Origin of the sequence: Flavobacterium chungbukense (assembly GCF_020805785.1) — a bacterium.
Taxonomy (GTDB): Bacteria; Bacteroidota; Bacteroidia; order Flavobacteriales; family Flavobacteriaceae; genus Flavobacterium; species Flavobacterium chungbukense.
In genome coordinates this window covers 993,722-1,019,651 of record NZ_JAJGZV010000001.1, presented here as the reverse complement: position 1 = coordinate 1,019,651, position 25,930 = coordinate 993,722, and the positions used below count along the sequence as shown (strand labels likewise).

The following is a 25,930-nucleotide window of genomic DNA, read 5'->3' as shown; positions in this document are numbered from 1 at the left end:
GTACTTTTATCCGATACTATTTAACTGATTTTATAAAATCTAAACCACACGTTTTGAAAAAATATTTTTTATTTATCATTATTTTGACTGGTACATCTGTTGCCATTTCACAAAATAAAATCATAACAATTTCAAATAATCTGCCAGTTGACAGAGAATATGAAACGATAGAATTGACTAAAAATTCTCTTGGATTAGGTTCTACTGCTAAACTAGAAATTTATGCTGTAAAGGAAATCGGCAGTGCTAGTTTTTTAGAAACACAAACGGTAGATAATGATGGTGATGGTACAGCCGATTTGCTCTTGTTTCAGCCCAAAATAAAAGCTTCATCAAAACAAGATTTTGAAGTTTTTGTTGGAACAAATCCCTCAGCTTCAAAAATTATAAACTGCTATTCTCGTTTTGTTCCCGAACGCACAGATGATTATGCTTGGGAAAACAACAAAGTCGCTTTTAGAACGTATGGTCCTGTGGCACAAAAAATGGTCGAAGACAATATTGCTGGCGGGACTTTGACCAGCGGAATAGATGCCTGGCTGAAAAGAGTCGATTATCCAGTTATCAATAAATGGTATGAAAAAGCAACAAACGGAACTGGAACTTATCATAAAGATACAGGCGAAGGTTTAGATAATTTTCACGTTGGAGACAGCCGAGGCGTTGGCGGAATTGCAGTAAATATCGATGGAAAATACTATTTTTCGAAGAATTTTATCAGCTGGAAAACCATTACAACTGGACCAATTCGAACTAGTTTTATTTTGACTTATGCTGATTGGGATGCAAAAGGCAATAAAATAACCGAATCTAAATTGATTAGTTTAGATTATGGAAGTCAGCTTTCTCGTTTCGAAATTAATATTACAGGAACAAAAACGATTGCTGCTGGACTAACACTTCACGATAAAAAAGGAACAATCGGAACAAATATAAAAGAAGGCTGGTTGAGTTATTGGGAACCAATCGATGATTCTGAAATTGGAACAGGTTTAGTTGCTGCAAAAAATACTTTGATAAGCTTTGATAATCATGTTACCGAAGAAAAAGATTTGAGTAATCTTTATGGAAACATTTCAGTAAAAAACAATAAAGCAATTTATTATGTTGGTTTTGGATGGAAAAAAGGAAGTCCGTTTCAAACTAAACAAGAATGGGAAAAATATTTGAGTTCTTTTGCTGAGAAAATAAATAATCCTTTGGTTGTGAAGGTTAAGAAATAAGTTTTTTTTGCCACGAAGGCGCTAAGAAAGAAAGTTTTTTAACATAGCCCGTGGTTTCAACCACGGGAAACGTATCGTGATTATTCTTTGCGTTCCCGTGGTTGAAACCACGGGCTATGTTTGTTTTGTCATTTCGACTGAAAGGAGAAATCACACTAGAAACTCGATAACGATTGGCAATTTTCTTTGCGGAATATCTTGTGAGATTTCTCCTTTCAGTCGAAATGACAAACTAAACTTTAGAAGTAAGGAGAATATTATTTCGCAGGAAAATAATTCTCCTTCAAAATAATCTCTAACGGAATATAATGGATCTTTTCTGTTTCTTCTTGAAGAACCAGTTTTTTATATAAATAATTGATTCCCAAATAACCTTGATCTTCGGGTCTTTGGTTGATTAGAAAATCAATTACACCTTTATTTAAGTACTCGATATTTTCTTTTAGTAAATCAAAACCAATAATTCTAACACCTTTTATTTTGTTTTTTTCTAGAAATTCAGCCACAATATAAGCTCGGGAATTTGGGACAAAAACACTGTTCACACCCAAAAACATTTCCATACTCAATTGATCAATTCCAGAGTCTTTTAAAGTAACCTCTGAAAACTTAAAATTGGTCAATTCATCATGATCTTTGAAATATGAATAAAATCCTTTGATACGCTGCAAGTAAACAGAAGTACTTTCAATTTCGCGTGTAATTTTAAAAATCAAAATCTGTCTTTCATTTTTAACCGCAAAACTGATTAGTCTTCCAGCCAAATAACCGCTCTGAAAAGCATTTTGTCCCACATAAGCGTACTCATTTTTTTCAGAAATATTCGAATCGATCATGACAACCGGAATATTCTTCTTTTTGTATTCGTCTAAAAACTGAACAGATTCTTCGTAAAAAATAGGTGCAAACAACAATCCATCACATTCAAACTGCATTATTTTTTTTGCAGATTCTTTAAAAGACGCCAGATTATAATCATAGAAAAAATAATCTAAAACAATTCCGAATTTACTGAATTCTAAAGCCGCTTTTTCAATTCCGTCAATCTGACTTTTCCAATATTCTAATGTTTCTGATTTTGGAAGAAAAATGGCAAAATGAAATTTCTTGTTTAATGCCAGATTACTGGCCATTATATTTCGCTTATAACCAAATTCTTCTATAATCGCATTGACTTTATCAACCGTTTCCTGAGCCACTTGTCCGCGCTTGTGTATAATTCGATCCACAGTTCCTGGCGAAATATTTGCTAATTCGGCAATTTTCTTAATCGTTATGATATTGATTCTTTTTAAGTTAAAAAAATAAAAGCAGTGCGGTAAAATTAATTTATTTTAGTAAAAATAAGTTGTTTTACAGTACAATTTACATACATTTGTAAAAACACCGTGTACGCACACGCAAATATACACATAACACTATAAATCCAAAATAATAGCAATAGAAAATGATACTAGATTCATTACAAAATGCAGCAAAATACTACGGTTTGCATCCTAATTTCAAAAAAGCTTTTGATTATGTAAGCAATAATGATATTGCCAATCTTGCCGAAGGTGCTTTTGAAATCGGTGAAGGTTTAAAATTGATTGTAATTGTTGGAGAAGGAAATACAAAAGAAGAAGCCGTTAAAGGATTTGAATGTCATGATAAAAATATCGACATACAGATTTCGATTAAAGGTCCTGAAACTTTTGCATGGAAACCAAGAGAGAAATGCGTGAATCCGAATGGAGAATACAGTGACGAAAGAGATGTTCGTTTTTTTCATGATGCACCAGACACATTTTTTCAATTGCAAGAAAAACAATTCGCAATATTATTTCCAGAAGACGTGCATACCGCAATGATCGGAGAAGGTCTTTTGAAGAAAATTGTAATTAAAGTAAAAATATAATTTATGAGTACCATTCAGAACTCCATTGACGTTATTGTAAAACAAGGAATGCTTCCTTTATATTTTAATGCCGATGAAAACAAAAGTATTGCTGTTTTAAAAACTCTTTATAATGCTGGAATTAGAGCTGTAGAATATACAAGCCGTGGTCCAGAAGCTATTTCGAATTTCAAAAAAATGATTGAATTACGAAATGCTGAAATGCCAGGAATGCTTTTAGGAATCGGAACTATCAAAAATTTAGCGCAGGCTGAAACTTATTATTTAGCTGGAGCTGATTTTTTTATCAGTCCAGGATTTGTTCCTGAAATAGCTTCTTTTTTAATAGGAAAAGAAGTTTTGTACGCACCAGGATGCATGACGCCAACAGAAATTATTGCTGCTGAAAATGCTGGAGTAAAATTCATTAAACTTTTTCCAGGAAACATTTTAGGACCCGATTTTATGAGCGGAATAAAAGATGTTTTTCCAAATTTAACTTTCATGCCAACCGGTGGTGTAGATACTACCCGACAAAGTATTGAAACTTGGTTTAATGCAGGAGTTTCTGCTGTTGGAATGGGAAGTAAATTAATTAGCAAAGAAGTAATGAATTACGAAGCTTACGATACAATTGAAAAAGAGACTAAAAGAGTTTTGGATTTGATTGAAACAATAAGAGGTTAATCTTGAAATTTCAAATTTCAATTAAAATTAAAATTTAAAAATATATTACTAAATCAAAACCATACTTTATCTTCCAAATTGGAATTTGGAATTTTAAAGTATTGAATTTTAAATATTAAATAATGGATTCAATATTCAATCTAAAAGGAAAAATTGCACTGATTACTGGCGGTGCTGGAGTATTAGGAAGCAATTTTGCCAATGTTTTAGCCAAACAAGGCGTTATTGTCGGAATCGTTTCGCAATCTCTTGAAAAAGCTGAAAACACTGTAAAAGCAATCGAAGCAAATGGCGGACAAGGCTTTGCGGTTCAGGCAAATGTTTTAAACAAAGAAGAAATAGAAAAAGTTAGAGATTTTATCGTTGAAAAATACGGCCGTTTGGATATTCTGATAAATGGCGCGGGCGGAAATATGCCTGGAGCAACCATTCAGCCAGATCAAGCCGTTTATGATATGAAAAGTGATGATTTGCAAAAAGTTATCGACTTGAATATTATTGGAACAATGCTTCCTTCTCAGGTTTTTGCTGAACTTTTTGCAAAGCAGAAATCGGGAAATATCATCAACATTTCATCGGCTTCTGCTCAAAGACCTTTAACAAGAGTGGTTGGATATTCGGCTTCAAAAGCAGCAATTGACAATTTCACACAATGGATGGCGGTTGAATTGGCTTCTAAATATGGCGAAGGAATTCGTGTAAATGCCATTTCTCCAGGATTTTTTATTGGAGAACAAAATCGTGCTTTGCTACTAACTCCAGAAGGAAAATTAACTCCCAGAGGAGAAAAAATTATCGACCACACGCCAATGGGACGATTTGGTTCGCCAGAAGATATTGACGGTGCGCTTTTATTTTTATGTAGCGATATGTCAAAATTCGTAACTGGAATTACGTTAAAAGTTGACGGTGGTTTTGCCGCTACAAGTATTTAAGATTCCTCACGTCCTGCAAGGTTTTTAAAACCTTGCAGGTCTAAATAATTTAGAATAAAAACTTTAAAACAAACCTACAAGGTTTTAAAAACCTTGCAGGAACTAAAATCATAAAAAATGGAACAAACATTAAGATGGTTCGGACCAAATGATCCTGTTTCTTTACAAGATATTGCACAAACTGGAGCAACCGGAATTGTAACCGCTTTACACCATATTCCAAACGGACAAGTTTGGAGTATTGATGAAATTATTAAAAGAAAAGTTGAAATTGAACACCAAGACGGCGATCCTAAAAAAGGCGCTTCAGGTTTAACTTGGTCGGTTGTAGAAAGTATTCCAGTTCATGAAGACATTAAAAAACAAACTGGAAATTATCTTCAATACATTGAAAATTATAAAGAAAGCATTCGCAATCTGGCTTTATGCGGTATTAAATGCGTTTGTTACAATTTTATGCCGGTTTTAGACTGGTCAAGAACTGATTTATCATACACAGTTGAAGATGGTTCGAAAGCTTTACGTTTTGACATTAATGCTTTTGCTGCTTTTGAATTGTATATTTTAAAAAGACCTGGAGCAGAAAAAGAATATTCTGCAGAACAGACTCAAAAAGCAAAAAGCTATTTTGAAGCAATGACTGCTGAAGATAAAGTAAAATTGCAACAAAACATTTTGGCTGGACTTCCAGGAGCTGAAGAAGCCTATTCAGTTGAGGATTTCTTAGTTACATTAAGTGCTTACAATCATATTGACAGACAAGCTTTAAAGGACAATCTTTTTCACTTTTTAAAAGAAATTATTCCAGTTGCAGAAAGTAAAGGCGTTTTGATGGCTATTCACCCAGACGATCCGCCCTATCCTATTCTAGGTTTGCCAAGAGTGGTTAGTACTGAGGAAGATTTAGTAGAATTAATGAATGCTGCGCCTTCTCCATCAAACGGATTTACAATGTGTACAGGTTCTTATGGTGTAAGAGCTGATAATGATTTACCTGGAATTGTGAGACGTCACGGCGATAAAATGAATTTTATTCACTTAAGAAGCACGCAACGCGATGAAGAAGGAAGTTTCTACGAAGCCAACCATCTTGAAGGTGATGTTGATATGTACGAAGTCGTAAAAGCGATTTTGGAAGTTGAAAAAAGAAATAACAACAAGTTACCAATGCGACCAGATCACGGACACCAAATGTTGGATGATTTGAAGAAAAAAACAAATCCAGGTTATTCTGCAATTGGCCGTTTAAGAGGTCTTGCAGAATTACGCGGACTAGAATTAGGGATTAAACGATCTTTATAATTTTTTGCTGTAAAGACGTTCAGACTCGAGTATTTTTTCACGCAGATTAGGCAGATTTTAGCAGATTTTAAATGAATAAATTATCTGCATGAATCTGCTTAAATCTTTTTAAATCTGCGTGAAATAAAAAAATTGCGCCTTAGCGCCTTAGAGGCAAATCAAAAAAACTCACTAACCACAAACAACCACAAAACCATGATTCGCCAAACCATTATCCTCTCCTGTGGCTTTTTTATGAATACCATATTGGCGCAGGAATTACCTAAAATTATTACTTCAAAAACAAATTATCTTCCAGATTTCAGTTACGCTGGCTATCATTTCGGCGAAAGCCAGATTTTAGAATCAAATGGAAAAATTATTAATGCCGTAGATTATGGCGTTAAAGCAAATGACAATCTTGACGACTCAAAAGCTTTATTAAAAGCATTAAAAGCTGCCAATGCTGTTGAAGGAAATGTGATTTTGCAATTACCCGCAGGAAAAATCATTCTGAGTGATATTCTATATATCGAAAGAAGCAATTTTGTTCTTCGCGGTGCAGGTTCTGGTGAAAACGGAACTGAAATCTATTGTCCGAGACCAATGATGTATCTTAAAGATTCTGAAGTTCTGGCAGAACTACGCGAATATTTAAACACATTTGACAAAAGACAACGCGAAACTGAAAACAATATTGATCTTCCTTTCTCGCAATATGCATGGTCGGGAGGTTTTATCTGGACACAGGTTCCCGGTGAGCGTGTAAAATCGTATTTGGATAAATATGAACCAGAATCTAATCCGTTAGCAAAAGTCACTTCTGGAAAAATGGGCGAACATATCATCAATGTTTCAGACGTAAAAGGCTTGAAAGTTGGCGATGTTGTCGAATTGCAGTTGTTTAATAAAGAGGGCGAAAATGGCGAAATCATCAAAGATTTATATCAAGGCGCCAACGTTAAACCTGGTTCTCATCATTGGAAATTTCCAAAATTACCGATTGTGAGGCAGCAAGTAGAAATTGTTAAAATTTCAGGGTCAAAAATCACTTTAAAAACACCTTTAACCATTTCGATCAAACCTAGTTATCAGGCACAATTAGTACAATGGAAACACTTAAATGAAGTGGGAATCGAACATCTTCGTTTTACCTTTCCTGATATTCCAAGAGTTGCACATCATGTCGAACCTGGAAATAATGGAATTTTCTTAACTCGTTTGTTTAACAGCTGGGTCAAAGATGTAAAAATTACCAACGCCGACAGCGGAATTCTAGCGGAAGAAGTTTCAAATGTTACTATTCAAGATATTACAACCGATGGACCACATTTGTCACATTATACCGTAACTTTGGGAGGCGTTCATAATGTTTTAGTTAAGAATTTAAAAATCTACAACAAGGCGGTTCATCCTTTGAGTTTCAATACATTTTCTACTAAAAATGTATATCAAAATTGTGAAATTTTTGACGATGCACTTTTAGATCAGCATTCGGGAGCAAATCATCAAAATTTATTTGATAATATTATCGTTCATATTACACCTGACAAAAATAATAGCTACCTATTATTTGGCGGCGGCGGCGCAGATTATTGGAAACCATCGCACGGACCTTTCAGCACTTTTTGGAATTTAAATGTTCAAGTTAAAAATCCAGATGCCTCAAAACCAATTTCATTGTACGGAATGAAAGACGGTGCTTTGGCACGGATTATTGGTGTTCATGGAAATGCAAAATTTGAAATCAAATACGACATCGATCCTTATATTGAATTTTTGAATACGCCAATAGAAAGAATTCAGTCTTTGTACGATTATCAATTGAAAAAACGATTGAAGTAAGTTTTTTTCTCATCATAAAGTTATAATCTCGCAAAGTCGCAGAGTCGCAAAGTTTTGTTTTTTTTAAGTTAATTGCTTTGCGTCTTCGCGACTTTGCGAGAGAATAAATTCACAATATAAACCCGTGCGCTATGAAATTTAAAATAGCTCTTTTATTTTTAGTATTTATAAGTGGAAATCTATTTTCCCAAAATAAATACCGTCTTAAAAATTTTTCTACCACCGACGGGCTTTCGCAAAGCTCTGTTATTGCCATACATCAGGATAAATTTGGGCAGATGTGGTTTGGTACGCGTGACGGTTTAAACAAATATGATGGCAGTCGGTTTACTGTTTTTAGAAATGATGCCAACGATAAATTTTCTATCAGTAACAATGATATTTTGGCTATTGAAGAAGACAATTCGGGAAAAATATGGGTTGGAACTTACAACGGACTGAATTGCTATGACCCAATTTCAAATCGTTTTACAAGATATCTTCATACCAAAGCCAATCACACCATAAGTAATAACGCTGTTTGGAGTATTCGAGAAATTGATGGCGAAATGTGGTTTGGAACTTCAAAAGGATTAACCATTTTAAATAAAAAATCAGGATTATTTACTTCCGTATTCCATTCAGATAATGATGCTTCAACTCTTCCAAGCAATAATATTCTTAGTATTTTAAAGACCCAAAAAGGAGAAATATGGATTGGAACTACGAAAGGTTTATGTCAATTAACGAATAGAAAAAATGGAAAATTATCCTTTAAAAATTATCCTTTAAATGCAACAGATTTATTAAATGTTCAATCGGTTATTGAAGATAAAGATGGTAGTTTATGGGTAGGAACAAAAAATAAAGGACTTCTTAAATTCAATCAAAAAGAAAAAGCTTTTGTTTCTTTTTTAACCGCTGAAAAATACCGCGAAATCAATACTGATATTCGATCATTAGTAATTGACAATCAAGGCTCTTTATGGGTTGGCGCTTATGACGGAATTTATATTTTAGGAAAAGATCAAAGTATTCAAAAAATCAATAATAGCAATAACGCGAACGGAATCGACAAAGTAAAGTCGGTTTTTATGGATAAAAAAGGATCTATATGGATTGGCTGTTATTACAAAGGCGTGAATCTTTGGGATGTTTCTAATGTTAATTTCTCAAATTACAACCAAACATCAAAAAAGATTCCGATGAGTTTTGATGTGGTTAGTTCGATAATTGCTGATAAAAACCAAAATATTTATTTTGGGACTGAAGGTGGAGGAATTACGATTTACAACAGAAATAATGAATCTGTAAGCTACATCAACAGCAAAACAGGACAAGCCAATAAAAATGACATCAAAGCTATGTGCCTTTCTGACAATCATATTTTATGGATTGGCACATTTTCTAAAGGATTATCGGCTTACAATACGGTTTCAAAAAGAATTGAAGACAACCGAATTGCAGCTGATTTAACTGAATTATTAAAAGAAAGCGGTGTTTATTCACTTAAAGCTGAAAACAAAATTTTATGGATTGGAACTTTTGGCAAAGGCTTAATTCGTTATAACACATTAGATAAAACCTTCCAAATTATTGGAAATGATACTTCTAAACCAGTTTTCTTAACCAATAATATGGTTCGCAGTATTTTGATCGACAAACAAAATTCAATATGGCTTGGAACACAAAATGGGTTAAATCGTATTTCGCTTCGAAATTTTAATCCGAAGAACTATCAAATACAGCATTTCTTTTACGATCATTCAGCTTTGTCTGGTGATGATATTTTAACATTATTTGAAGATTCTCAGAATAAAATTTGGGTAGGAACAAAAGCAAAAGGACTTCATGTTTTTGATGGAAAAAAATTCAATAGAATTAATCTAAAAGTCGGAAATACCGTTATTACTTCTATTCATTCTATTTTAGAAGACGATGCTAAAAACTTATGGATCAGTACCAATCAGGGAATTATAAAATACAATCAATCTAAAAAATCAGTCGTTATTTATGATCAGAAAGATGGTTTGGCAAGTAATGAATTCAATGATAATTCTGCTTTAAAAGTAAGTTCCAATCAGTTTTATTTTGGAAGTCCTTCTGGCGCTACCTTTTTTGATGCTTCAAAAATTTCCTTAAATAATTATGCTCCACAGGTTTTAATTACTGATTTAAAAATTAAAAACGAAATCATTAATGCGCATGATAAAGATGAAATTTTGGAAAAAAGTATCGGTTTTACCAACACCATTACTTTAGATTACGACAAAGCAAATTTCTCGATAAACTTTGCAATTCCCAATTACATTCGTTCGAAAAATAATCAATACAGTTATCGTTTGGTTGGTTTAGAAAACAACTGGACGACGACCAAAAATAGCGAAGCCAATTTTGCGATTCAAAACCCTGGAACGTATACTTTTGAAGTTCGCGGTGCTAATAATGATGGCGTTTGGAATCAGACTCCCACAACATTAACCGTAATTGTAAATCCAGCTCCATGGCGCAGTATTTGGGCATTTTTATTGTACGGAATTGTAATTGGTTTAGGTTTATACGGCTTAATTTGGATTATGAAATCGAAAGCCAGATTGAAGCAAAAACTGGAACTGGAATATTTGGAAACGCAACGAATTGAAGAAAATAACAAATTAAAATTAGATTTCTTTACCAATATTTCACATGAATTCAGAACGCCGTTGACTTTGATTTTAGGTCCGTTACAGCAAATTTTAGCTGATTATAATGGTACAAACGAAATGTATAAAAAGCTTTTGGTTATTGAAGGAAGTGCCAATCATCTTCTAAGTTTGATTAATCGTTTAATGGATTTCAGAAAACTAGAAAATCATCAGGTTGCCCTGGAATCGGCAAACGGAAACATTGTCAAATTTACCAAAGAAATCTTTTTATCATTTATCGAATATGCAAAAGACGGCGGTTACGATTATACTTTTGAAACTCAAAACGAAGAAATTCTGGTTTATTTTGACCGTTACAAACTCGAACGCGTATTTTATAATCTGATTTCTAATGCTTTTAGATACACTCCAAAAGGAGGTTCTATTCATATTAAAATAAATCACGATCAGCAGCATCTTTTTATTGCTGTTGAAGATTCAGGAGTTGGTATTTCTGAAGAACATATCGATAAGATCTTTGATTTGTTTTTTGAAGTTCCGACACACAATCAAGTTCAGAAAAATTACAATAAAGGAACTGGAATCGGGCTTTCGATAGTAAAAAACATTGTCGAGCTTCATAAAGGAAAAATCGATGTGACCAATAAACCAACTGGCGGTGTGATTTTTAAAGTGACTTTACCGCTTGGTCGCGAACATCTTTTGGATAGTGAAATTATTACTGACTTTAAAATCAGTGACGATATTGAGCAATATTCTGCTCAATTGGAAACTTCTGAAATTGTTGAAAATGATGACATTGAAGATTTAATTGTAAATGAAGAAAAACAGACCATTTTACTTGTTGAGGATCATAAGGTTTTGAGAAAATTCATGAAAAACCTTCTCAAAAAAGACTATAACATTATTGAAGCCGAAAATGGAAAAATTGCTTTAGAAAAAGCATTAAAATTTGTTCCCAACCTAATTATCAGCGACGTGATTATGCCCGAAATGGTTGGAACTGAGCTCTGTTCTAAAATTAAAGAAAACATCAAAACCAGTCATATTCCAGTTATTTTACTGACTTCCAGATCTTCATTAGTTTATAAATTTGAAGGTCTTGAAAGCGGCGCCGATGATTATATCAGTAAACCATTCAATTTAATGGAATTCAGGCTTCGAGTTAAAAATCTTTTGAACACTACAGAACGTTTAAAAATCAAGTTTTCAAGCGAAGACAGTTTTATTCCTTCAGAAATTACCGTTTCTTCTTTAGATGAAGAGTTACTAAAAAAAGCTTTCAAAATTGTAGAAGAAAACATTTCCAACGAACAATTTGATATTCCGTTCTTCTGTTCCGAATTAGGTGTCAGCCGAACAATGCTATTTTTAAAAATCAAAGCTTGGACCAATTGCACGCCAAATGAATTTATTCATGAAATAAGATTAAAACGCGCCGCTCAACTATTAGAACAAAACAAATTGAACGTTTCAGAAATTAGTTATAAAGTTGGTTTTAACAATCCGAAATACTTTAGCAAATGCTTTCAGAAAAAGTATGGCGAAACTCCTTCTCAATACGCCGACAAATTTTATAAATCTTCGGCAACATTTTAAACATTCCTTATTTTTAAAGGCTTAAAAAAGGGTATCTGTATTTTTAGATACCCTTTTTTGTATTTCTGTTTCTTTTTTGGCTTCTACATTTGCGATATGAAAATCAAAAAAACAAACTTCCTACTGCTGCAAATTCTATTTGTCATCATCATCATCGGAATGAGTTTATTGCTTTTCTACTTTATCTAACTTATTAACCTTAAAACCAAAAAATGAATGTTTACAGACCAAAAAAACAAATCGTTTAAATGGTGTTTGCTAGTCTCTTTTTTACTGGTAAACATTATGATGAATGCACAGGAACGAAAAGTTACTGGAAAAGTAACTTCCAGCGAAGATTTACTCGGACTTCCTGGTGCTAATGTTTATATCAAAAACTCTTCTGTCGGAGCTTCTGCCGATATGGACGGAAATTACACGGTCATTGTAGGAGAAAAAAATGCTGTTTTAGTTTTCAATTTTGTCGGATTTCAAACCGTTGAAATTCCGGTTGGAAACAAAACTGTAATCAATGTAAGTTTAAAACCGGACACCAAAGCACTTGATGAAGTAATCGTAGTTGGTTACGGGACGCGTAAAAAAAGTGACATTACAGGTTCTGTTTCTTCTGTAACGGCAAAAGAATTGACTGCTTATCCACTTTTAAATGCAGAACAAGCTCTACAAGGCCGTGCAGCGGGGGTTTCGGTAATGACAAATAATGGTGGAGAACCAGGCGCTCCTGTAAAGATCAGAGTTCGTGGAGGAACTTCTATCAATGCCAGCGGTGATGCTCTTATTGTTGTTGATGGTTTTGCAGGAGTTGCAATGCCAGCGCCGCAAGATATCGCTTCTATTGAGGTTTTAAAAGATGCTTCGGCAACTGCAATTTACGGATCTCGAGGTTCAAACGGAGTTATCATGGTTACGACTAAAAAAGGAAAACCAGGAAAACCAGTAATTGAGTTCAGTAATTCAACTTCTGTACAATCTGTAAATAACAAACTGCATTTATTAAATGCTGATCAGTTTGCTGCTTACCGCAAAAGTTTTACCACGCATACACAAGGTCCGGCAAACTCAGACTGGCAAGATATTATTTATCGTGATGGAATGATTTCGAATACGCAATTATCATTTTCTGGCGGTTCAGAAGATATTAAGTATTATGTTTCGGGAACGTATTTTAACCAAGATGGAGTTGTGATCAATTCTGGAATCGATAAATATACCATTGTTGCTAATCTTGAAGCGAATCTGTCTCCTAAATTAAAAGTTGGTTTGAACAATTTTACAAGCAAACAAAACAAAGAAGGAATTATTAGCCAGACTGGAGCTGGAGGAACTGGTGCTGCAGGTGTAATTGCCGCTGCCTACCGTTTTATGCCTGATAAAGGAATTTATAATGCCGACGGAACGTACACTACAACCGCTCCAATTGGAGATGATATTGATAATCCGTACGCAACGGCAATGGAGAATATTTTAGAAACAGTTTCTATCGTAAACCGAAATAATTTCTTTGCGCAATATCAAATTACAAAAGATTTAGATTTTAAAACAACTTTAGGCTTGACCGATAATAATTCGCAAACGGGTAGATTTATTCCTTCGACTTTGATTGCTGGAAAAAACATTAAAGGTGAAGCTTCTGTAAACAATACGAGATTTTCTTCTTTCTTGACAGAGAATTATCTGACTTTCAAACGTGAAATTATCTCAAAAGGAATTTTGACTGTTCTTGGAGGATATTCATACCAAAAAAATAAAAACGAAAGTTCGTATGCTGCTTCAAGAGGATTTTTAACGAACACCAATTCGTATAGAAATTTAGGAGCTGGAACGGTATTCTTAAAACCAGATTCTAACTTGTCTGAAACTGAATTAATTTCTGCATTCGGAAGATTGAATTTTGATTATGATGACAAATATTTGCTAACATTTACGGCGAGAAGAGACGGTTCTTCGAGCTTTAGTAAAAATTACAAATATGGAACTTTCCCTTCAGGAGCAATTGGATGGAATATTAGTAAAGAAAACTTTTTAAAAGACAGCAAAACGGTTTCAAACCTAAAATTAAGAGCCAGTTACGGAGCAACAGGAAATCCATCAATCGGCGCTTACTCTACACTTTCTAGATTCTCTGAAATTTATGATGTCAGCGGTGACGTGATTGTAAATGCGGTTCAATTGACTTCTTTAGATAATCCGAATTTGAAATGGGAAACTTCATATCAACAGGATTACGGAATTGATTTAGGTTTATTTGATAATAGAATCAGCATTACAGCAGACTATTACAAAACTATTACCAAAGATTTATTGTTTAACAGACCCCTTCCTGGAGTTTCTGGAATTGCTTCTCAGCTTCAAAATGTGGGTGAATTAGAAAATAAAGGTTGGGAATTAGGTATTAATACTAAGAACTTTATCGGTGCCGATTTTACTTGGTCAACAAGTTTTAATATTTCATCAAACAAAAACAAAGTATTAAAGTTAGCAGATAACAAAGACCTTTTGATCAACTCTGCTCCTGGCCACTTTTTGGCAACTGAATCTCAGATTTTGAGAGTTGGACAACCAGTTGGTTCTTTTTTCGGATTTATTTATGATGGCGTAATTCAACAAGGAGAAGCTGTTTTACCTGGAAATTTTGAAACTATTGCTGGAGGTGAAAAATTCAGAGATGTAAATGGAGACGGTAAATTAGATTCGCAAGATAAAACGATTATCGGAAACCCAAATCCAGATTTCATTTTCGGGTTTAATAATGATTTCACTTATAAAAATCTGGATTTAAATATCTTTTTTCAAGGTTCTCAAGGAGGTCAAATCTTAAACTATACTTTAATGGAACTGGCTTCTGGAAATAACAATGCTACAACAGAAGTTTTAGATGCCTGGACTCCAACAAATACCGATACTAATGTTCCTATAAATGCTGCTAGGACGAAAAGAATTACTTCTAGGTTTGTTTATGATGGAAGTTATATTCGTCTAAAAAACATCTCCTTAGGATACAGCTTGGATGAAAAAATTGTTTCAAAAATGGGATTAAGTAAAGTTCGTTTTTACATCAGTGCTCAAAACCTTTGGACCATTACCGATTATCCAGGAACAGATCCTGAAACAAACTACTTAAACGATACTAACTCAAGAAGTAACACCAATTTAGGATTAGATTATGGCGGATATCCAAACGTAAGAACATTTACATTCGGATTTAACCTTAAATTTTAATCTAGTAAAAAATATTCAATATGAAAAAATATATCGCTTTTCTAATATTTGGAACACTCGCTTTTTTTAGCTGTTCCGATCTGGAAGAACATCCAGTTGGAGTTATACGTCCAGATAACTTTTTCAATAATACAGACGATTTGCAGGCAGCAGTAAATGGTGCTTTTGCCAATATCGCACATAATAATTATTGGGGGAGAGAATTTACAATTGCTTTGATGCTTCGCGACGATATGTCTGATATCGGAGATAGAACTACACAAGCAGCACGTATTGATGTGAATGATATGAGCATGAATGATACCAATGCACTTGTAGCAAACTTTTGGCCACAATCTTACGTAATTATAACGGCAGCAAATCAAGCGATTGAAGGTGCAAAAAAAACACCTGGAGATCCAGCAAAAGTTAACGCTATTGTGGCTCAAGCCTATTTTGCCAGAGCATTTACTTATTATCATTTGGTGCGTCTTTTTGGAGATATTCCGTACATCGATTTTGTTGTGAATGATGTAAAACAAGTTAGTTCGATAACTAAAACAAAAGAAGCAGATGTTTACCCTAAAATTATTGCCGATTTAGAATTTGCAAAACAATGGTTAGAAGATAAACCAAAAGTAAAAGCCGTTCCAGGAAAAGGTACAGCGGCAGGATATTTGGCTTCCGTATATCTTACTTTAGGAAATTTCCAAAAAGCTTATGACGAAGCAAAATATGTAATTACAAATGAAGCCAAATTTGGTTTAGGATTAGATGCTGATTTTCAGGATTTATTCAATGCAACCAAAACAGCTTCTCTAAAAGAGCCTTTGTTTACAGTAGATTTTAATAACTTGACTTCAGGAAATTACGGTCAAGACTATACAGCGTTTTTTACAGGTTCTTTAAAAGATGACAGCTACAGTTATGGACAGGGATTTTCGGTTGCCGTTCCTTCTTTAAAAGTATTTTCTACTTGGGATCAGAGAGATTATAGAAGAGCAGTAAGTTTTGATACTATTATTAGAAAGAAAACAGGTCCTGGAGGCTCTTTGCAAGTTTTTCCATCAAGTGATAACGAAAAAGCACCGCGTCCGCATATTGCGAAATATTTCCGTTTTCCTGGAAAAGCAGGTGCCAACGGAAGAACATCTCAGCACAATTATATCACAATGCGTTTTGCAGAAGTTTTACTGACTGCCGCAGAAGCTTTAAACGAAATCAATCCAGGAACAACAGAAGCTGATGGTTATGTAAACCGTGTTCGTGCAAGAGCTAGAAATAAAGCAGGAAAACTGGTTTCTTTCCCAGCAAATGTTACCCCAGGTTTATCTAAAGATGCTTTTAGAAAAATGGTTGTTGATGAAAGAAGATTAGAACTAGCCTTTGAGTACATTAGATGGTATGACATTAAACGATTAAAAATGGGACCTGAAGTATTTGGAGCAAGTGGTTTAGAGCCTCACGCTAATTTTAATCCTGAAAAAGATTACTTATGGCCGTTGCCAGGAACCGAATTGGCAATTAATCCGAATTTAAAACCAAATAATCCTGGTTATTAATTGAACGCGGATGCCACTGATTTGTTATTGCAATGATTATCATGTTTTAGTTTCACGCAGATTAAAAAAGGATTTTAGTAGAGAACGCAGATTTTTAAAGGTATTTTAAAATTTCAATAATCTTATAAACATAGATTATTCAAAAAAATCTATTTTAAATCTGCTTCAATCTGTACAAATCTGCGTGAAATAAAAAAATCCGCACAATACGCATCTTCGCGATAGCGAATCAGTCAAATCCCCGTCTAAAATTTCGTTACCAAAATATATTTTAATATGAAGAATGTCAGTTTCATTTCTTTAATTCTTGGGTTTGCATCGCTGGTAACATCGTGCAAATCCGGAATTAATTCTCAAACAAAAAATGCATCTGTATCGACAGAAAAATTACTGGAAACGCGTTACAAAATGTTACTCGATTATCCTGTTGATTCTATGTCAATGCCAAGAAGCATGAATACCAAAACGCTAGAAATTCGCAAAGTGCCATCCAAAGATTGGACAAGCGGTTTTTTTGCTGGAAATCTTTGGCAATTGTACCGATTAACAGGCGATTCAAAATACAAAGAACAAGCTCAAAAATGGACTCCATTCAGCAAAAAAGAAAGTGTCAATAGTAATTCGCATGATGTAGGTTTTAAAGTGTTTTGCAGTTTTGGAGAAGCCCTAAAAGTGGAAAACAAGAAAGAATACGAAGCGGTAATCATTAAAGGCGCTGAAACTTTATGCACAAGGTTTAGTCCAAAAGTAGGTTCTATTCGTTCTTGGGATTTCAATAAGGAAATTTGGGATTACCCGGTTATCATTGATAATATGATGAATTTAGAACTGCTTTTTGAGGCTTCCAAATTATCTGGAAATCCGAAATATCGTAACGTAGCGATTCAACACGCTAATACCACTTTAAAAAATCAATTTAGGGAAGACAACAGTTGTTATCACGTCATCGACTACAATCCGAATACGGGTGCAGTTAGAAAGAAAACTACTCTTCAGGGTTACAACGATGATTCGGTTTGGGCTCGCGGCCAAGCTTGGGCGGTTTATGGTTTTACAATGTCATATCGTTATACAAAAGACGAAGCATATAAAAAACAGGCAGAAGCTACTGCTCTCTTTTTTATGACAAATAAAAACCTGCCAGAAGACGGAATCCCATATTGGGATTTTAAAGATCCTAGCATTCCAAATTCGCCACGCGATGTATCGGCAGCAATGGTTATGGCTTCGGCTTTATACGAATTATACAGTTATACCAAAAAAGAAAGTTATTTAGCTTTCGCCGACAAATTAATTGCTTCTGTACAAACTGATAAATACATTTTAGATTCTGAAATCAAAGCTCCTTTTCTATTTGATCACAGTACTGGAAACTGGCCAAAGCACGACGAAATAGACGAACCTATAATTTATGCCGATTATTATTTTTTGGAAGCTCTTCTTAGAAAAAGGGACAAAGGTTCAAAGTAACAGAGTAACAAAGGTTTCCAGCCTTTGTTACTCTAAGCCTTTGTCACTTTGTCACTAAAAAAATAACCTATGAAAAAAAAACATAACCATACATTTTCAATTTTTGCGCTTTTTGTTTTGTTTCAAATTTGTCTGAGCAGTTTTGCTCAGACAAAAAGAAACATCAATGAGAATTGGCTTTATTTAGAAAATCATACTTCAAACCTCAACGAGGCACAAAAAGCGTCTAACTGGGTTTCATTAAATTTACCTCATACTTGGAATGCCGAAGATGCAACTGATTTAAATCCAGGTTATAGACGAGATGCCAGCTGGTATCAGAAGAAATTAAATATCTCTCAAATCGATAAAAACAGCGTTTATTCTTTATATTTTGAAGGATCAAATGTTACTACAAAAGTATATGTAAACGGAAAAGAAGCTGGAAGTCATATTGGCGGTTACATTGGCTTTTCAATTGACATTACAAACTTCATCAAAGAAGGAAATAACGACATTTTTGTTCGTGTTGATAATAGTTACGATATCGAAATTATTCCATCTCAAAAAAGTGATTTCTTTATTTACGGAGGAATTACACGCGATGTTTGGTTAATTTCGAAGTACAAAAATCATATTGAAAATTTGAGGATTACAACACCTGAAGTTTCGGCTAAAAAAGCCTCGGTTCAGATTGTTTCTTCTTTTATAAATCCAGAAAACTCAAAAGATTTATCGTTAACGGTAACACTTAAAAATCCGAAAGGCAAAAAAGTGGCAAGTAAAACGATTCCAGTTTCAAATAAAACTTCGACAATCACTTTCGAAAACATCAAAAACCCAGAACTTTGGGATACCGAAAAACCAAATTTATATTCCCTAACGGCTGTTTTATCAGAGAAAAATCAAATAAAAGACAGTATTTCTGAAAAAGTAGGTTTTAGATGGTTTGAGTTTAAAGATCACGGCCCGTTTTACCTTAACGGAAAACGATTATTAATTCGAGGAACACATCGTCATGAAGAACAAGCTGGAGTTGGCGCCGCTATGAGCAACGAACAACATTGGGCTGATATGAAATCAATCAAAGAAATGGGTGCCAATTTTGTTCGTTTAGCCCATTATCCGCAAGATCCTGAAATTTATAAAGCTTGTGATGAATTAGGACTTTTAGTTTGGGATGAATTGCCGTGGTGTCGAGGTGGAATTGGTGATGCACTTTGGCAGACGAATACCAAAAATATGTTGGCAGAAATCATCAATCAAAATTACAATCATCCGAGTATTATTATTTGGTCTTTAGGAAATGAAATGAACTGGCTTCCTGACTTTCCTGACGGAGATAACACCGAAAAAACAAATGTCTTTTTAACCGAATTAAACGACATAGCGCATAAACTCGACCCTACTCGAAAAACGGCAATCAGAAAATATTATGAAGGTTCTCATATTGTAGATGTATTTTCTCCTTCTATCTGGTCTGGCTGGTATTCTGGAAGTTACAAAAGCTACCAAAAAGCAATTGATGTTTACAAAAAAGAATATAAGCATTTCATTCACGCCGAATATGGCGGCGACAGCCATGTTGGCCGTCACAGCGAAAATCCTATAACTGGTGAAAATGTCATAAAAGCAGAAGGTTGGGAAGAAGCAATTGTACAGACAAAAGTCGCCAACATCGCCCAAATTGGCGATTGGAGCGAAAACTATATAGTTGATTTGTTTGACTGGCATTTGCATATATCCGAAAATGATCCTGATTTTGTGGGCAATATTCAATGGGCATTTAAGGATTTTGCAACGCCTTTACGTCCGGAAGATGATATTCCGTATATGAATCAAAAAGGATTGACAGATCGAAACGGAAATCCGAAAGATGCGTATTATGTTTTTAAAAGCTATTGGGCAAAACAACCTTTCGCTTACATAGAATCGCACACTTGGACAGAACGTCAAGGTCCTGAAAACACGCCGAGAATTATTAGCGTATTCAGTAATTGCGAAAAAGTGACTTTACTTCATGATGGAAAATCATTAGGAGAAAAACAACGCAATCTCTCTCTATATCCTGCAAATGGTTTAACTTGGGATGTCAATTTTAAAAAAGGAGAAAACATTCTGATTGCCATCGGTAAAAATAAAGATGGTAAAACGGTTTCTGACACGATTAAAGTCAATTATCGTTTCAATAAAAATGATACGGCTTCATCTTTGCAATTGTCTTCGGAAAAATTAAAAAATGGTAATTATCTGATTACGGCAATTGCGATTGACAACAACAATTTACGCTGTTTGGATTATGAGGAAAGTGTTTATTTTCAATGTTTAAAAGGCGGTAAAACGTTGAAAAATCAAGGCACGCCAACAGGAAGTGAATCGATTAGAATGGCGAATGGAAAAGCTTCTATAGAGGTTATCCCTGACGGTTCTGGCAATCCGATTGAAATGACGGCGTTGAACCAGAGTTTTAAAGGGGAATATTTAAAGATTCCTGTTGAATAAAAAGGTTCTAAGTTGCTAAGAGGCTAAGGTACTAAGTGTTTTTGTCATCCTGACGAAGGAAGGATCACACTAGAAGTTCCGCAATCTTTGTAGAGTTTCTCGCGAAGATTCCTCGTTCCTCGGAATGACAAAAAATACGGTAACACTTTGCACTTTAACAACTTTTAAAGAACAAAAACTTTGCGCTCTTTGCGGTTAGAAAAACTTTACAATCCAGCACAAAAATTAAAATGAAATATTAAAATGAAAAAATTCCTAACACTATTATTACTAACATCATTTGTAATTGGGCACTCACAAGGTTTAATATCAAACGTACCAAACCGAAACACTACTTCGCTAAACGGTGTCTGGAATTACATAATAGATCCGTATCAAACAGGCTTTTACAGTTTTCACCTTGATCAATATGACAAACAGGAAAAACCGGCAAAAGGAGCATTTTTCAACAATTATCATGCTCAAAACAAGCAGGAATTAGTAGAATATGATTTTGATAAATCACCGACTATTACTATTCCGGGTGATTGGAATTCGCAAGTTCCAGAACTGAAATATTACGAAGGAAATGTATGGTTTAAAAAGTCTTTCGATTATAATTTAAAAGATAAAAAACGTCTATTTCTATATTTGGGAGCCATTAATTACAAAGCTGATGTTTATTTAAACGGAAAAAAACTGGGAGCACACGAAGGCGGTTTTACTCCATTCAATTACGAAGTCACTTCGATTGTAAAACCAACAGGAAATTATCTAGTTATTAAAGTTGATAATACACTTCATAAAGAAGATATTCCGACAATAAATACCGATTGGTGGAATTATGGCGGAATCACGCGCGATGTGACTTTAATTGAAGAGGAATCTTCATTTGTGGAAGATTACAACATTCAGCTAAAAAAAGGGAATGCAAATGTGATTTCAGGTTTTATCAAAATCAATAATTTGGATGCATCAAAAAATCAGATTTCAATTTCTATTCCTAAATTGAAAATCAATTTCAAAGGAAAAGCCGATAGTAATGGAATTTTAAACTTCGAAATTCCAGCGAAAAAGATCTCTTACTGGTCGCCAGAAAGTCCAAAGTTATATGATGTTACTGTAGACTTTAACGGAAAAAAACTAAACGATAAAATTGGTTTTAGAACTATTGAAACGCAAGGTGACAAAATTTTATTAAACGGAAAACCTATCTTTTTAAGAGGAATTTCTATTCACGAAGAAAATGCAAAAGGCGGACGTGCTAATTCTGAAGAAGATGCGCTACGTTTACTAAATTGGGCAAAAGAATTAGGCTGCAATTATGTTCGTCTGGCACATTATCCGCATAACGAAAATATTATTCGACAAGCTGATAAAATGGGATTAATGGTTTGGGAAGAAATTCCAGTTTACTGGACGGTTGAATTTACCAATAAAAATACGTATCAAAATGCACAAGATCAATTAACCGCTGCTATTACAAGAGATAAAAATAGAGCCAGTATAATTATTTGGTCAATGGCAAATGAAACTCCAGTTTCTGATGCGAGAAATAATTTTATAACGAATTTGGCAACTCATACAAAATCATTAGACAATACAAGATTAATCAGTGCCGCTTTATTAACGCATAACGGAAAGATTGACGATGAAATTGGTAAATCGCTTGACATTATTGCTTTTAATCAATATTTAGGCTGGTACGGCGGTAACTTGGAAGATGCTGAAAAAATATTCTGGACTACGCCATACAACAAACCTGTTATTGTCTCTGAATTTGGAGGTGATGCTAAGGCGGGTTTTCACGGAGAAAAAAATGAAAGATGGACAGAAGAATATCAGGAATATTTATACATTCAGAATTTGAAAATGATTGAAAAAATTCCACATTTAAGCGGAACGAGTCCTTGGATTCTGTTGATTTCAGATCGCCAAAAAGACTGTTGCCAGGTATTCAGGACGGTTACAATCGTAAAGGATTAATCTCAAATGATGGAGAAAAGAAGAGAGCATTTTACATTATGCAGAATTGGTACGCGAAAAAGAGTAAAGAGTAAAAAACTATTATCAATTCATTAACAAAAAACAGGCTATAAATTATATGATTTTTCTTCATTATTAACTTACTTTGTAGTTATTCTAAAAATTGTAATCCTATGAAAAAAATTTATTTACTGGCAGTTACATTGTTTGCTGCCTTTACAATTCAGGCACAAGATGTAGTAAAATTTGCTCCACTTGATGCAAGTCCTGTTGATATTTCTTATTTCCCAAACAAAGCGGTTAAATTCAAAAAAACAGATAATCCAAACCCAGTTATCAAAGTTCTTTACGCAAGACCTTCTGCAAAAGGAAGAACTATTTTTGGTGATGTAGTGAAATTTGGAGAAGTTTGGAGAGTTGGTGCTAACGAAAACACAGAAATCAAATTTTACAAAGATGTAACAATCGGTGGTAAAAAAGTTCCTGCTGGATACTATAGTTTATTTGCTATTCCAGAAAAAGACAAATGGACTATCATTATCAACAAAGAGTTAGATTTATGGGGTGGTTATGCTTATGACGAAAGCAAAGACGTTGTGAGAGTTTCTGTTCCTGTTAAACAAGTTTCTACTCCAATTGAAGCTTTGTCAATTGCATTTACAACTCAAGGTAATGTAGCAAATCTTGTTATTGGCTGGGATAAAACAACTGCTGAATTGCCAATTACAGTTAAATAACTAATCATTTTTTGATATATAAAAGAGGCATTGAAAAATTTCTCTTTTTTTATGAAGGTAATTTTCTTCGCATATGATAACACAATCCTAGGCAAATATAACCCGTGGTTTCAATCACGGGTACGCAAAGTGTATAACATTACGTTTATAAAAATACGTTTCCCGTGGTTGAAACCACGTGCTATGTTGATTATAGTTTAAATAAAAAAGAGGCACTTTAAAATGCCTCTTTTTTCGTTTAAACCTTAACAGTTTCTATAATTTTATCCAACGTAATTGGCAAATCTCGTACACGTTTTCCAGTTGCATTAAAAACAGCATTTGCAATTGCTGGTGCCATTCCGACCAAAGCAGTTTCTCCCAGACCTTTTGTTCCCATCGGATTACTAATTGGGTCTTTTTTATTGACGAAAAATACTTCTTGCTTTTCAATATCAGCATTTACGGGAACATGATAATCCGCGAAATTGTTATTGATCGGACGTCCAAAACGATGATCAATTTCTAAGGCTTCCATTAATCCCATTCCGATTCCGCCAACTGCTCCGCCAAACATTTGTCCCGCAGATGTTTTCTGATTGATAACGGTTCCAATATCAGCACAAGAAACCACATGAGCCAATCTAATTTTACCCAAATTCGGATTTACAAGTACTTTTACAAAGTGAACTGAAAACGAATAAATAGAATATTTCTTAGCTTCTTCTGCTGCTTTAGAAAGGTTTTCCACTTCAAAATCTTCTAATTTATTACTACTCAAAAGTGAAGCAAATGTTATCGATTTAGATTTATCCTTTTTAGAAAAAATCACTCCATTTTCAAAAGTCAAATCTGTGATTGGAATTCCTTTTAAGGCAACATTTTTACTTGCCAATTCGATTACTTTGCTCAATAATAAATTACAAGAATCATGCACCGCAGAACCAACAGATGAAGTCGTTGCAGAACCACCTTGGGTTGGACCTTTTGGCAATCCGCTTTTACCCATTTCTATAATGACATTTTCTGATGGCAAACCAATTACCTCAGCTCCAATAGCCGTCATCATGGTTGCCGTTCCTGGTCCCATGTCATTTACGCTGCATTGCAGTACTAAATCTCCATTGGCTAAAAATTTTGCTTTTACAGAAGTGGGACTTCTATAACAGCCAAAAGTTCCAGTTCCCATTCCGTAACCTACTAGCCAGTTTCCTTCTTTGAGTAAACCTGGTTCATTTTTACGATTTTTCCATCCAATACGTTCCATTCCAGCCTCGTAACATTCTAAAAGAAATTTACTGCTCCACGGTTTATTTTGTTCCAAATCTTTCTCGGCATAATTGCGTTTTCGAAATTCAATTGGATCTAAGTTTAACTTATACGCCATTTCATCCATTGCCGATTCTAGGGCAAAAGAACCCGTTGCTTCTCCTGGACCTCGCATCCAGATTGGTGTACAAGTATCCAGAGGCACAATTCTGTAACGTGTCGAAACATTCGAACAATTATAGATAAATCGGGACATATTTACGGTACCTTCCATGAAATCTTCGTAGCTCGAAGTCATCGCAACAGCTTCATGTGTCAATCCCGTAAGTTTTCCTTCTTTGGTTGCACCCAATCCCATTTTTTGAATCGTGTAAGGTCTGAAACCTACATTGGTAAACATCTGTTCACGATGCAAAACCAATTTTACTGGGCGGTTTAATTTTTTCGATCCTATCAAAGCCGCAATTTCATACGGCCAAGTGTGCAATCCCATTCCGAATGCGCCACCAATATATTCTGAATGAACCTCAACATTTTCTACTGGAACATCAAAAACTCCGGCAACACTTTTTCGAGTTCCTTCAACACCTTGACTTTTCGTATATAAAATTGGTTTATTTCCATCCCATTTCGCAATAATATTGGCTAATTCCATCGGATTGTGAACCTCAGTTGGAATTGTATATTCTGTTTCAAGAATGACTTCAGCATTTTTATAACCATCGTGTTCGCCGCGATGATAATCATTTCCTTTATCAGTATCTATTTTTCTTTCTTTATCAGCGGCTTTGTGAAGTTCTGTCGAATGTTCTTCTTTTAAATAATCTGCTTTAATTAAACTTGCCGCATATTGCATACGTTCAAAAGTATCGGCAATTACCAAAGCAATCGGCTGATCGTAATATAATACCGAATCATCTTTAAAAATTTGTAAAGACTGACCAAAGTTTCTTTTATCTTTTGGTTTTTGATACCCCGATGGTTTATCAACATTCAAATGCGTAATTACGGCCAGAACTCCTGGCGCCCATTCTGCTTTTTTGGTATCAATTGACTTAATTCTTCCTTTTGCAATTGTACTTCCAACCAAACAGGCATATACAACTCCATCCGCTTTATACTCAGCCGAATAAGTTGCAGAACCTGTTACTTTAGCAAATCCGTCTACTCTATTTATATTACTTGTCTTGCTCATAATC

At 34.4% G+C, this 25,930-nt stretch carries 15 protein-coding genes; 13 read left to right on the top strand and 2 right to left on the bottom strand.

Annotated elements, in window-relative coordinates:
- Nucleotides 1–53: 53 nt before the first annotated feature.
- The gene (locus LL966_RS04160; RefSeq protein WP_229350477.1) at nt 54–1,223 is read left to right on the top strand and encodes a DUF4861 family protein; all 1,170 of its coding nucleotides are present in this window, start codon (nt 54–56) and stop codon (nt 1,221–1,223) included.
- Between the two features lie 257 nt (nt 1,224–1,480).
- Here LL966_RS04160 and LL966_RS04155 read toward each other — a convergent pair whose 3' ends face one another.
- A complete protein-coding gene (locus LL966_RS04155; protein ID WP_317207122.1) occupies nt 1,481–2,485 on the bottom strand; it encodes a substrate-binding domain-containing protein in 1,005 nt (334 codons plus the stop codon).
- Between the two features lie 185 nt (nt 2,486–2,670).
- On the opposite strand from LL966_RS04155, the gene LL966_RS04150 reads away from it, so the two are divergent.
- The 12 genes from LL966_RS04150 to LL966_RS04095 all read left to right on the top strand — a co-directional run bounded on the left by LL966_RS04150 (nt 2,671) and on the right by LL966_RS04095 (nt 23,483).
- Nucleotides 2,671–3,120, top strand: a complete 450-nt coding sequence (locus LL966_RS04150; protein ID WP_229350473.1) for a YhcH/YjgK/YiaL family protein — start codon at nt 2,671–2,673, stop codon at nt 3,118–3,120.
- Between the two features lie 3 nt (nt 3,121–3,123).
- Complete coding sequence (locus LL966_RS04145) at nt 3,124–3,786, top strand: bifunctional 4-hydroxy-2-oxoglutarate aldolase/2-dehydro-3-deoxy-phosphogluconate aldolase (protein ID WP_229350471.1); 663 nt, start codon at nt 3,124–3,126, stop codon at nt 3,784–3,786.
- A gap of 122 nt (nt 3,787–3,908) precedes the next feature.
- Entirely contained in the window at nt 3,909–4,721 is an 813-nt protein-coding gene (locus tag LL966_RS04140; protein ID WP_229350469.1) for an SDR family oxidoreductase, read from the top strand.
- Nucleotides 4,722–4,838: 117 nt separating this feature from the next.
- Entirely contained in the window at nt 4,839–6,023 is a 1,185-nt protein-coding gene (uxuA, locus tag LL966_RS04135; protein WP_229350467.1) for a mannonate dehydratase, read from the top strand.
- A gap of 234 nt (nt 6,024–6,257) precedes the next feature.
- Nucleotides 6,258–7,847 (top strand): DUF4955 domain-containing protein, encoded by a 1,590-nt coding sequence (locus LL966_RS04130; RefSeq protein WP_229350465.1) that lies wholly within the window; start codon nt 6,258–6,260, stop codon nt 7,845–7,847.
- 131 nt (nt 7,848–7,978) lie between these two features.
- A complete protein-coding gene (locus LL966_RS04125; RefSeq protein ID WP_229350463.1) occupies nt 7,979–12,070 on the top strand; it encodes a two-component regulator propeller domain-containing protein in 4,092 nt (1,363 codons plus the stop codon).
- 216 nt (nt 12,071–12,286) lie between these two features.
- On the top strand, nt 12,287–15,289 hold the full coding sequence (locus LL966_RS04120) for a SusC/RagA family TonB-linked outer membrane protein (RefSeq protein WP_229350461.1): 3,003 nt from the start codon (nt 12,287–12,289) through the stop codon (nt 15,287–15,289).
- Between the two features lie 20 nt (nt 15,290–15,309).
- Complete coding sequence (locus LL966_RS04115) at nt 15,310–16,830, top strand: RagB/SusD family nutrient uptake outer membrane protein (protein WP_229350459.1); 1,521 nt, start codon at nt 15,310–15,312, stop codon at nt 16,828–16,830.
- A gap of 276 nt (nt 16,831–17,106) precedes the next feature.
- On the top strand, nt 17,107–18,300 hold the full coding sequence (locus LL966_RS04110) for a glycoside hydrolase family 88 protein (RefSeq protein WP_229350457.1): 1,194 nt from the start codon (nt 17,107–17,109) through the stop codon (nt 18,298–18,300).
- Between the two features lie 69 nt (nt 18,301–18,369).
- Complete coding sequence (locus LL966_RS04105) at nt 18,370–20,781, top strand: glycoside hydrolase family 2 protein (RefSeq protein ID WP_229350455.1); 2,412 nt, start codon at nt 18,370–18,372, stop codon at nt 20,779–20,781.
- Between the two features lie 243 nt (nt 20,782–21,024).
- Nucleotides 21,025–22,746, top strand: a complete 1,722-nt coding sequence (locus LL966_RS04100; protein WP_229350454.1) for a glycoside hydrolase family 2 protein — start codon at nt 21,025–21,027, stop codon at nt 22,744–22,746.
- 173 nt (nt 22,747–22,919) lie between these two features.
- Nucleotides 22,920–23,483, top strand: coding sequence for a DUF2911 domain-containing protein (locus LL966_RS04095; RefSeq protein ID WP_229350452.1), 564 nt, complete (start codon nt 22,920–22,922; stop codon nt 23,481–23,483).
- 238 nt (nt 23,484–23,721) lie between these two features.
- Here LL966_RS04095 and LL966_RS04090 read toward each other — a convergent pair whose 3' ends face one another.
- Nucleotides 23,722–25,926 (bottom strand): xanthine dehydrogenase family protein molybdopterin-binding subunit, encoded by a 2,205-nt coding sequence (locus tag LL966_RS04090; protein ID WP_229350450.1) that lies wholly within the window; start codon nt 25,924–25,926, stop codon nt 23,722–23,724.
- Between the last annotated feature and the right edge of the window lie 4 nt (nt 25,927–25,930).

Bases quoted from the DNA above. Each gene is read 5' to 3' on its own strand.
- LL966_RS04150 (WP_229350473.1), top strand. From the start codon at position 2,671: ATGATACTAGATTCATTACAAAATGCAGCAAAATACTACGGTTTGCAT.
- LL966_RS04145 (WP_229350471.1), top strand. From the start codon at position 3,124: ATGAGTACCATTCAGAACTCCATTGACGTTATTGTAAAACAAGGAATG.
- LL966_RS04140 (WP_229350469.1), top strand. From the start codon at position 3,909: ATGGATTCAATATTCAATCTAAAAGGAAAAATTGCACTGATTACTGGC.
- uxuA (WP_229350467.1), top strand. From the start codon at position 4,839: ATGGAACAAACATTAAGATGGTTCGGACCAAATGATCCTGTTTCTTTA.
- LL966_RS04130 (WP_229350465.1), top strand. From the start codon at position 6,258: ATGAATACCATATTGGCGCAGGAATTACCTAAAATTATTACTTCAAAA.
- LL966_RS04125 (WP_229350463.1), top strand. From the start codon at position 7,979: ATGAAATTTAAAATAGCTCTTTTATTTTTAGTATTTATAAGTGGAAAT.
- LL966_RS04120 (WP_229350461.1), top strand. From the start codon at position 12,287: ATGTTTACAGACCAAAAAAACAAATCGTTTAAATGGTGTTTGCTAGTC.
- LL966_RS04115 (WP_229350459.1), top strand. From the start codon at position 15,310: ATGAAAAAATATATCGCTTTTCTAATATTTGGAACACTCGCTTTTTTT.
- LL966_RS04110 (WP_229350457.1), top strand. From the start codon at position 17,107: ATGAAGAATGTCAGTTTCATTTCTTTAATTCTTGGGTTTGCATCGCTG.
- LL966_RS04105 (WP_229350455.1), top strand. From the start codon at position 18,370: ATGAAAAAAAAACATAACCATACATTTTCAATTTTTGCGCTTTTTGTT.
- LL966_RS04100 (WP_229350454.1), top strand. From the start codon at position 21,025: ATGAAAAAATTCCTAACACTATTATTACTAACATCATTTGTAATTGGG.
- LL966_RS04095 (WP_229350452.1), top strand. From the start codon at position 22,920: ATGAAAAAAATTTATTTACTGGCAGTTACATTGTTTGCTGCCTTTACA.
- LL966_RS04090 (WP_229350450.1), bottom strand. From the start codon at position 25,926: ATGAGCAAGACAAGTAATATAAATAGAGTAGACGGATTTGCTAAAGTA.